Raw genomic sequence first — 8,088 nt, 5'->3', positions numbered from 1 at the left:
CGAGGACGAGCTGTTCGCCCTCCCCGTCCCCCTCTTCGAGCCGGTCCCGGCCTATGTGAGCGCCCCCGCCTACATCGTCGCGCCGCCGGACAACGTGATCTACCGGAACATCCACAACACGGTCGTGATCAACGAGATCAACCGGCGCGTCATCGAGCGGCCTCGCGGACCTTCGGCCGCCGCGATCATCGGAGGTGCGGCCGGTCTCGGCGCTGCTGCCCTGGCCGCCCGGGTGGCGCTGCCGCCCTCCCTGTCGCACCGCGCCGGCCGTCATGACGCCGGCCCCAACGCCGACGGCCCTCGCCGCGACCGCCCCGGCCTGCCGCCGGGCGCCCGCGACGAAAGACCGAACGATCCCCGCATCGGCCGCCCGCTCCCCGCATTGAGCGTCCCAGACCCGCGCGCCGCGCGGCCGGACCCGAAGGCTTTGCCCGAGCCGAGGCCGGTCGCGAACACGCGCCCGTCCGGCGACGTCGGCGGACCGCCCGACCGCGTGCGCCAGGGGGACGGCAAGACCGGGCCCGACCGGAAGGCCGCCACCGACCGTCGTGCTCCGCCCGATGCGGTGAACTCCGCCGGCCCCGGAGCCGGACGCGGCAACGCCGATCCCGCCGACCGCGCAGCCTTGCGCCGGGAGCGGATCGAGCGCCGGGAGGCGGCCCGCGCCGCCGCCAAAGCCGAACGACCGCAGCTGCGTCCCACCCTCGACCAGCCGCAAAGCGACCGCGCCCGCGAGGGGCGTCCGGGCCGTGATCGGGTGGCCCGGCCGGGCTTCGAGCCGAACGGCCCCGAACGCGCCAGACGGGAGCCGGCCAACCCCAATCGCGAGGCGCCCGGCCAGCCGCCGCGACGCGGCCCCGATTCCGAGGCCCTGCAACGCCAGCAGCAGAGGCTTCAGATCCAGGAGAACCGCCAGCAACAGCGCATGCAGATGGAGCAGCAGCAGCAACAGGCCCAGCGCCAGCAGATGCACCAGCGCCAGCAGATGATGCAACGTCAGCAGATACAGGCCTAGCAACAACAGCAACAGGCCGCCCAGCGGCAACAGATGATGCAGCAGCAACAGCAGGCGGCTCAGCGCCAGCAGAGGCAGGCTCCGCCATCGGGCGGGAACCCGAACTGCCATCCGGGCCGACCCTGTCGCTGAAGCGGGTTATCCCGGGAACGGGAAGATAAGCCCGGACCTCGTGTCGGTCCTCGCTGAGATCGACTTGCATCCATCGGCGCTGATCCCGACCGATGGTCGTCCTCAGCGCGTTCGGCGGAATCCCGCCGCGCCTGAGGTCAGTCGAGGTCTTTCGAGAATGCGCGTGCGAGCCGCTCGACCGTCGCATCGTCGACTCCGTCGGCGACGAAGTCGGCACGCCAGGAGCGCATGCGGATGGCGAGGGTGGCGACGATGTCTCGAGCCTCGTCCCGCGAGAGGTCGAAATCCTCGACCCGTGTCAGGCAGTTTCCGGTGGTCGGGTAGCTCCCGGATCGACCGACGCCGATGGCCTGCTGGGGATCCATATCCGGTTGGGGGACCACGTCGAAGGCCGGGGACAACCGCCACCCGTCGCCGCATCGGAGGAAGGCGTGGTTCTTGAGGTGATCGTCCCGGTTGCCGCACAGGACATTGAACACCATGCGGCGGAACAGTTCATGGCGGTCGGACACGTGACGCGCGCCGTGCCGGAGGAGGAACATGGCGAGGTCGGGGTAGGTACCGGAATCGGAGGTTTCATCCAATCCGAGCGCGGTCAATCCGCTCAGGTAGTGGCATGTCGGGTGGTAGGGGGCCGCATCGCGGTCGAAGCGCTTCACCAGGACGACCTTGCGAGGCCCGACGGCGAGAACCCGAGTTTCGGCGGCGTCGATCCCGCAACAGGATGCCAGACGCATCGTCGCGTGCTCCGCGCTGCATTGGTCGTAGGTGTCGTCCCGCCTTTGGAACTTGGCGATCCATAAGGTCCCCTCGTACTCGATGACGGCTTTCGGTCGGGCGCCCCCCATGCTCATGCCCGCCGTCCAGAGGTGGGCCGCCAGCCCTTCGACCGCCTCGCCTCGTTCGAGACGCTCGAACCCGTCCGCGATGCCGTCGAGATCGGCCGTGGCCGCGTAGCCCGGACGCGGTGACGGGGGAGCCGGGGTTTCGGAGAAGGCGAGGCAGCCGACGCGCTCATCCCCGGGGGCAAGCAACCAGTCAGACGGCATCATCGGGGGAGAATCGTGAGGCCGACGATGTTCGACGAGCCGTCGCCCCCAACGGTCCGGAGTGGCATCCGCCAGGACGCCCGGAAGTCGGCCACGGATGGTGCTCCTGAATGGCCCCGGCTGAAGCGGCAAGCGTTCCGGGTCCAGGGCGAAAGCCCGGCCATGACTGTTCTTCAGCCAGGACCCGACATAGGCGAATTCGCCATAGGACCGACCGGCCGCCGGCATGACGAGCCGGTAGCGGCCGACGAGGTCCGTGGCCCCGTCCTCGCGGCGGACATGGACATAGATGTCAGAGGTCATCGAGGTTCACGTCGCGCGGGCGGCGCGCACGGCTGGGAAGGCGGCTGGTCTCGATGGAAGCGGCGAGATGGTCGTTCTCGGGGCTGACCGCGCGCCGCACGGCCGGGAACAGGCCGAGAGTCCAGACGGCCCTGGCGAAGACGCCGAGCGAAACCGAAGGATCGCCTTTCTCGAGCTTGCGCAAGGTCGGGAGGGAGACCCCCACGCGGGACGCGAGGTCGGATGCGGGCTGACGTCGGCGCAATCGCGCGGCCCTGATGGCCTGCCCGATCTCGCGAAGACCCTCCGAAACCTCGAAGGGCGCATGTGCCGAGCGTTCGTTCGTCATGCCGCCATCCTTGCATCTCAGGCAGCTTAGATGAAAGTATGTTTTCTATTCTGGGTCGGTTTTCCTGCCGAAGGGGGGATCTGGGGTCTCTCTCGACGGGGAACGAACTGGTATAGGTTCATGCCGCCAAACAAGGGCGGGGAGACGGCCGGTCAAGTTCGGATCGGTGGCATCGGCTGCGGTAACGTCCGCAGGTCGCCGGGCTGGCTCGGGTCGATCTCACCGACGAGGGCCGGCTTCAAGTCATAGAGACCGGAAATGGCTTCAAGGGCGGCGATCGCGTCCTGATTGGTGCCCCAGCGCGTCACTGTCGCCACGAAGGCGCGTGTCGTCATCAGCGTCACGGGGAACTCCACGTCGAGGAAGAGGGTCGCGACCTTCCGATCTTCGTAGAGCACGACCGCCGAACTCGCCTCGGTCGGGTGCCAATGCGCCACGAACTCGCGCAGAGCCTGTTCGCCGGAATCACGCAGGGCTGACTTGAGCAAGGCATCCCCCGCTGGAGTCCGCGGCCGCGCGCGCAGGGCCGCGACACCGATGCCGACCACGGTCTCCACCCGGAGCGCGGCTTCGCCGAGGCCATCGATCCAGGCGGCGATCTCGGCAGCAAAGGGCTTGGAGAGGTCACCGACCACCTCTTCCTCGACCCGGTCCACCAGTACGATCCGCCGGTTGAGACCGCGCAGCGTATCGAGGATGCCCGCTGCGGTGAGCCGGATCAGAGGCCCCGCATCGGCGACGACGATGGGCTGCCGGTCCGAGGGGGCGATCATGGCACCACACTCCACGTGGTCGTGCCGTCCTTGTTGTCCTTCACGGTGACGCCCATGGCGGCGAGGGCGTCGCGGGCGCGGTCCGAGGCGGGCCAGTCCTTGGCGGCGCGGGCGGCGCGGCGGGCCTCGATCGCGGCCTCAACGGCCGCCACGTCGACGCCGGCAGCGGCGATGGCTTTATCCTCCCGCGCGGATTTCGTGCCTGCGAGCAGGCCGAGGAGACCCGCCCCGGCCTTCAGCGTCGCCGGGTCGTCGAGGCGGTGCAGCTCGGCGAGGGCGGCGGCGGTGTTGAGATCGTCGAGGAGTGGCTCCACCACCGAGGCCGGCGCCTCGGGTCCGGCGGTCACGTCGCCGACGATGCCGTACCAGCGGTCGATCATCTTCGCCGCCTCCTCCAGCCCGCGCACGGTCCAGTCGATGGGCTGGCGGTAATGCGTCTTCAGCATGGCGAGGCGCACGACCTCCCCGGGCCAATCCTTCAGCACTTCGCGCAGGGTGACGAAGTTGCCCAGCGATTTGGACATCTTCTGCCCCTCCACCTGGAGGAAGCCGTTATGGAGCCAGACATTGGCCATGACGTCCGTCGAAAAGCAGCAGCGCGACTGGGCCACCTCGTTCTCGTGATGGGGGAAGATCAGGTCGAGACCGCCGGCATGGATGTCGAAGGTCTTGCCCAGATGCTTCCACGACATGGCCGAGCACTCGATGTGCCAGCCCGGCCGCCCCGGCTCGGCGATGCCGGCCGGCGAGGGCCATGACGGCTCGCCGGGCTTGGAGGGCTTCCACAGGACGAAATCCAGGGGCGAGCGCTTGTAGGGGGCGACCTCGACCCGCGCGCCGGATTCCATCTCGTCGAGGGGCCGCTTCGAGAGCGCGCCGTAATCGGGCATCGAAGGCACGTCGAACAGCACATGGCCTTCCGCCACATAGGCATGACCGGAGGCGACCAGCCCTTCGATGATCGTGTGCATCTCGGTGATGTGGTCGGTCGCGCGGGGCTCGATGAAGCGCGGGCGCTCGCCCGGCACGTTCACATCCTCGGCCATCAGCACGCCGAGGTCGCGGATGTCGCCGTGAAAGGCGGCGAGGGTCCCGTCGGTGAGTTCGCGGATGGTGATGCCGCGCTCGGCCGCGCGGGCGTTGATCTTGTCGTCCACGTCCGTGACGTTGCGGGCATAGGTGACATGCGCCTCGCCGTAGAGATGGCGCAGCAGCCGGAACAGCAGGTCGAAGACGATGATCGGCCGGGCATTGCCGATATGGGCCGCGTCGTAGACCGTCGGCCCGCAGGCATACATCCGCACATGCGTCGGATCGATCGGCGCGAACGGCGCCTTCTCGCGGGTCAGGGTGTTGTAGAGCCGCAACATCGGCGCCATGAAACCGTCTTTCGTAACCCTGGAACGCGACCGTGCCGCCACCTGTGGAGGCCGCCCGTCCCCATGCCCTAAATCCCGAGAACCGATCAACTTTTACGATTCGCGAGGCACGTGCCCCCGAACCGAGGTGATCGGACGGGCCGGATGCCAAGCTCCCTGCGTGTTGCACGGAGGCGACGGACCCTGCCGAGCAACTGGGCTACCCCAAAACGGTGATGAATTCGAGAACGACGCCGGGAGAGGTTCGGTCAAGGTCGCGACGATCCGGAAAGGATTTGTTTACCGACGAGGCCGAGATTTTCCCAAACGCGAATCCTCCCATCCGGTGAATCCCGCCTTTCGTGGATCCCGTCATCAAGGTCTTGCCCATGCGACGCTCGGCTGCCGGTCTCGGCGCTCTCTGCGCCTTTGCGCTCATTTCCTCCGCCGCCCTGGCCGTCGATGACGGCGAGAAGCCGGCCCGCGTGCCCGGTCAGGTGGAGAAGACGTTCCTGATTCCCGCCGGCGAGGGTTACGGAGTCGGCGAATGCCTGGTGGCGGGCAGCGGCTCCTGCGGACAGGTCGTGGCCGATGCCTGGTGCGAGGCCCAAGGCTTCGCCGTCGCCGGCTCCTTCGGCGTGGCCGCTCCCGAGGACTATACCGGCACCATCGATCAGCCGCCCGCGCCGAAGCCCGTCGAGCCGCCGATCCGCATCACCTGCAAGGACTGATCGGCAAGGACTGATCCGCAAGGATCGATCCCGCTCGTTCGAGGCGGCCCGGCCCGATGCCGGCGCCGCCTCCAAAGCCGAATCAGCCCTTGAAGAAGTCGCCGCAACGGGGCGGCGCGTCGGTGGTGCCCCAGGGCATCAGCGGCACCGCCGTGGTGGAGTTCTTGGGTGAGCCCTGGATCACCTTGTCGGAATAGACCATGTAGATCAGCGTATTACGCTTCGCGTCACAGCCGCGGACGATCTGCATCGACTTGAAGATCAGTGACCGTCGCTCGCTGAAGACCACCTCGCCCTGTTTCAGCTTGTCCTTCGGGTTCTTGAACGCCACCGGCCCGACCTGCCGGCAGGCGAGGGAGATGTCGGAGACGTCCTCCGCGAGGCCAAGCGTGCCCTTGATGCCGCCCTTCTCGGGTTGCGTGTACCAGCAGGCGATGCCGGAGACCTCCGGGTCGTCGATGCCGTAGACCACCAGCTTGTCGTTGGGGGTGAGCGGACGCCACACCGTGGATTTGTCGAAGATCCGGTCCGTATCGTCTGCGCGGGCCACCGCTCCGCCCATCGCCAGCCCGGCCAACCCCACAGCCACCGCCCTGCTTGTGAGACTCCGAAGACACATCATCACACCATTCCCCTCAAGTTTGTCGATGGGCATGTGGGAACACTGTCCCGCTCTCGCGAGGGCGGTTAGACAACCTTTGCTAAAGCGCTCTTCCGTACCCTGTCCGAGGGCCGGAACCGCCCAGCTTCACACCCGTTCCTGACAGGTCATGCCGCTGATCCCTCCACAGATCCGCAAGCTCGTCGCAACGTTCGCCGCCGCCATGGCCGCCATCGCGTTCGGGACAGCCGTGCAGGCACAGGCACCCAACGCCCAGTGCCAGCGATACCGCTACGAGCTCGCCAATCTCAGCGACGGCGCCAACACCGCCCGCGCCCTGCAGAACGAGATCGGCCGGTTGGAGGCGTATTACCGGACGCTGAGCTGCGAGGGCGGCAAGTTCCTGTTCTTCGATTCGCGCCCCCCGCAATGCGGCGCGGTGGAGCAGCGCATCCGGGCGCTCCAGGCCGGGTACGGCGCGGAGAACGGCGAAGTCACCGCCGCCCGGCGGCGTCAACTCACGGCGGCCATTGCATCCTCCTGCGCCGAGACCGGGCAGAAGGTCGTGGACGGCCCCGTGGGCGAGCAGCGCGGACGGGGCGGGGCGCAGGTCGTCTGTGTCCGGACCTGCGACGGCGCCTACTTCCCGATGAACAATCTGCCCGACGGTCGCGAAGGGGCCAACGAACTGTGCCAGGCTCTCTGCCCCGGCACAGAGGCGGTGGCCTATTCGATGCCTCATGGCGATGATGGCCTGAAACAGGCCGCGTCGATCAGGGGCAGCCGTGCCTACGTCTCCCTCGCCAACGCGTTCAAGTTCCAGAAGAGCTTCACGCCCGATTGTTCGTGCAAGAAGGCGAACCAGACCTGGGCTCAGTCCCTGGTGAAGGCCGAGAGCATGCTCGTCCGGCACAAGGGCGACATCTTCGTGACGCCGATGCAGGCGGAGGCCATGTCGCGGCCGAAGGTGCGCGTCACCCTCGCGGGCCGCGCGGACAAGACCGTGGCCGCCATCGCCGCCGATGCGGCGACCCGGAACGGGGCCATCCTGTCCGAATCCGGCTCGGTTCGCGACGGAGCCACGGCTCAGACGCCCCCCCCTAGCGGCGAAGAGCGCGCCAATATCCGCATTATCGCGCCGAACATGATCGCGACGCCGGCTCGGTCCATAGCGCCCTAGAGGCCATCGCCGAAACGCCGAACGAACGAGGGAGCATTCCCCCACGGAGTCGTCGATCGCGCCAAGCGCCATGGACGCAACTCGCTGACGGTGAACGGTTTTCTCTGCCTGCCACGACTTTGAGGCCGCGCAGGGCGGCAGAGTACGGGCGAATGATCCGGGAATGAATTTGGAACCATCCCGGCTCCATTCGGTTCCGATGGCCACATCAACCTTTGTGAGTGACCATCCATGCGGAACCTCCGCCTGCTCTTTCTGACCGGCACCATGCTGCCGGCCCTGATCCTATCGGGCCCCCTTTCGGCCAGCCCCGACAATGGTGGGCCGGGCGTGATGCTGCTCGCGCAGGCGGGTCCCGGAGCCGAACGCGGTGATCCGCGCGGAGGCGGCGATGCTCCCCGTGGCGGCGCGGCCCGGCCCGAGAGAGCCGAGCGTCCCGAGCGGGCGGAGCGGCCTGAGAAAGCGGAGCGTCCCGAGCGCGCCGAACGTCCTGAGAGGGCCGAACGTCCTGAAAGGGCGGAACGTCCCGAGCCGCGCCAGGAGAAGCCCCCTGCCCGCGAGGAACGCGCCCCGGCCGAGCGGCCCGCGCGCCCTGAGCGTCCCGAGAAGCCCGACCGT

The 8,088-nt window shown here is 68.1% G+C and carries 7 protein-coding genes and 2 pseudogenes; 4 read left to right on the top strand and 5 right to left on the bottom strand.

Annotated elements, in window-relative coordinates; all coding sequences use genetic code 11:
- Positions 1-1,015: pseudogene (locus IPV08_RS24010) on the top strand (hypothetical protein); the annotation flags it as partial.
- A gap of 269 nt (positions 1,016-1,284) precedes the next feature.
- Here the strand turns inward: IPV08_RS24010 and IPV08_RS24005 are convergent.
- The 4 genes from IPV08_RS24005 to cysS all read right to left on the bottom strand — a co-directional run bounded on the left by IPV08_RS24005 (position 1,285) and on the right by cysS (position 4,979).
- A complete protein-coding gene (locus tag IPV08_RS24005; RefSeq protein WP_056434618.1) occupies positions 1,285-2,499 on the bottom strand; it encodes a type II toxin-antitoxin system HipA family toxin in 1,215 nt (404 codons plus the stop codon).
- Complete coding sequence (locus IPV08_RS24000; RefSeq protein WP_027170965.1) at positions 2,489-2,827, bottom strand: helix-turn-helix domain-containing protein; 339 nt, start codon at positions 2,825-2,827, stop codon at positions 2,489-2,491. Before IPV08_RS24000 ends, IPV08_RS24005 begins: the two co-directional genes overlap by 11 nt.
- A 152-nt stretch (positions 2,828-2,979) precedes the next feature.
- Positions 2,980-3,600 carry a hypothetical protein gene (locus IPV08_RS23995; RefSeq protein ID WP_207414324.1) on the bottom strand — a complete coding sequence of 207 codons (621 nt, stop codon included), beginning with the start codon at positions 3,598-3,600 and terminating at the stop codon, positions 2,980-2,982.
- A complete protein-coding gene (gene cysS / locus IPV08_RS23990; RefSeq protein ID WP_056434623.1) occupies positions 3,597-4,979 on the bottom strand; it encodes a cysteine--tRNA ligase in 1,383 nt (460 codons plus the stop codon). The genes IPV08_RS23995 and cysS overlap by 4 nt, the downstream gene beginning before the upstream one ends.
- Before the next feature lie 368 nt (positions 4,980-5,347).
- Between cysS and IPV08_RS23985 the strand changes: the two genes are divergently transcribed.
- Positions 5,348-5,689 (top strand): hypothetical protein, encoded by a 342-nt coding sequence (locus tag IPV08_RS23985; protein ID WP_056434739.1) that lies wholly within the window; start codon positions 5,348-5,350, stop codon positions 5,687-5,689.
- Between the two features lie 82 nt (positions 5,690-5,771).
- Here the strand turns inward: IPV08_RS23985 and IPV08_RS23980 are convergent, their stop codons facing one another.
- Positions 5,772-6,308: a CreA family protein gene (locus IPV08_RS23980; RefSeq protein ID WP_200919251.1), complete on the bottom strand. Its 537-nt coding sequence runs from the start codon at positions 6,306-6,308 to the stop codon at positions 5,772-5,774.
- Positions 6,309-6,459: 151 nt separating this feature from the next.
- Between IPV08_RS23980 and IPV08_RS23975 the strand changes: the two genes are divergently transcribed.
- Complete coding sequence (locus tag IPV08_RS23975) at positions 6,460-7,470, top strand: DUF2865 domain-containing protein (protein ID WP_207414322.1); 1,011 nt, start codon at positions 6,460-6,462, stop codon at positions 7,468-7,470.
- A gap of 231 nt (positions 7,471-7,701) precedes the next feature.
- Positions 7,702-8,088 (top strand): annotated as a pseudogene (locus tag IPV08_RS23970) (flagellar motor protein MotB); the annotation flags it as partial.

Origin of the sequence: Methylobacterium sp. SD274 (assembly GCF_017355285.1) — a bacterium.
In the GTDB taxonomy this organism is placed as follows: Bacteria; Pseudomonadota; Alphaproteobacteria; order Rhizobiales; family Beijerinckiaceae; genus Methylobacterium.
This window is presented reverse-complemented; position numbering and strand designations above follow the sequence as displayed.

Bases quoted from the DNA above. Each gene is read 5' to 3' on its own strand.
- IPV08_RS24005 (WP_056434618.1), bottom strand. From the start codon at position 2,499: ATGACCTCTGACATCTATGTCCATGTCCGCCGCGAGGACGGGGCCACG.
- IPV08_RS24000 (WP_027170965.1), bottom strand. From the start codon at position 2,827: ATGACGAACGAACGCTCGGCACATGCGCCCTTCGAGGTTTCGGAGGGT.
- IPV08_RS23995 (WP_207414324.1), bottom strand. From the start codon at position 3,600: ATGATCGCCCCCTCGGACCGGCAGCCCATCGTCGTCGCCGATGCGGGG.
- cysS (WP_056434623.1), bottom strand. From the start codon at position 4,979: ATGGCGCCGATGTTGCGGCTCTACAACACCCTGACCCGCGAGAAGGCG.
- IPV08_RS23985 (WP_056434739.1), top strand. From the start codon at position 5,348: ATGCGACGCTCGGCTGCCGGTCTCGGCGCTCTCTGCGCCTTTGCGCTC.
- IPV08_RS23980 (WP_200919251.1), bottom strand. From the start codon at position 6,308: ATGTGTCTTCGGAGTCTCACAAGCAGGGCGGTGGCTGTGGGGTTGGCC.
- IPV08_RS23975 (WP_207414322.1), top strand. From the start codon at position 6,460: ATGCCGCTGATCCCTCCACAGATCCGCAAGCTCGTCGCAACGTTCGCC.